We start from the raw sequence: 249 nt of genomic DNA on the forward strand, positions 1-249 counted from the left end.
CCGACCTCGATGCTGGTCGTCTTCCAGCCATCCCTTCAGAAGAGCATGGATTGCATTGCGATGTTCTACGGGAACTGCTCTCGCGAAGGCGCTGAACGCTGCCAACGGGTTCGCTTGAATGAGCCGCTCTGCGTTTGCGACGGGGTCCGAGCTGCAAGCGCAAGCCGCGCCGAGCCACTCAGCGTAGTACGGCTCCTCGATAGTGGTGGAGTTCAAGGTGCCTTCGTCGAACTGGCGGCGAAGGCATTC

Annotated in this window: 1 protein-coding gene; it reads right to left on the bottom strand. The window is 60.6% G+C overall.

All coding sequences use genetic code 11. The features are described from left to right. The coding region (locus CH341_RS35555) for a hypothetical protein (protein ID WP_210208750.1) at positions 1-216 on the bottom strand (216 nt) is incomplete at its 3' end. Positions 217-249 lie beyond the last annotated feature (33 nt).

The organism is Rhodoplanes roseus, from assembly GCF_003258865.1.
Lineage (GTDB): Bacteria > Pseudomonadota > Alphaproteobacteria > Rhizobiales > Xanthobacteraceae > Rhodoplanes > Rhodoplanes roseus.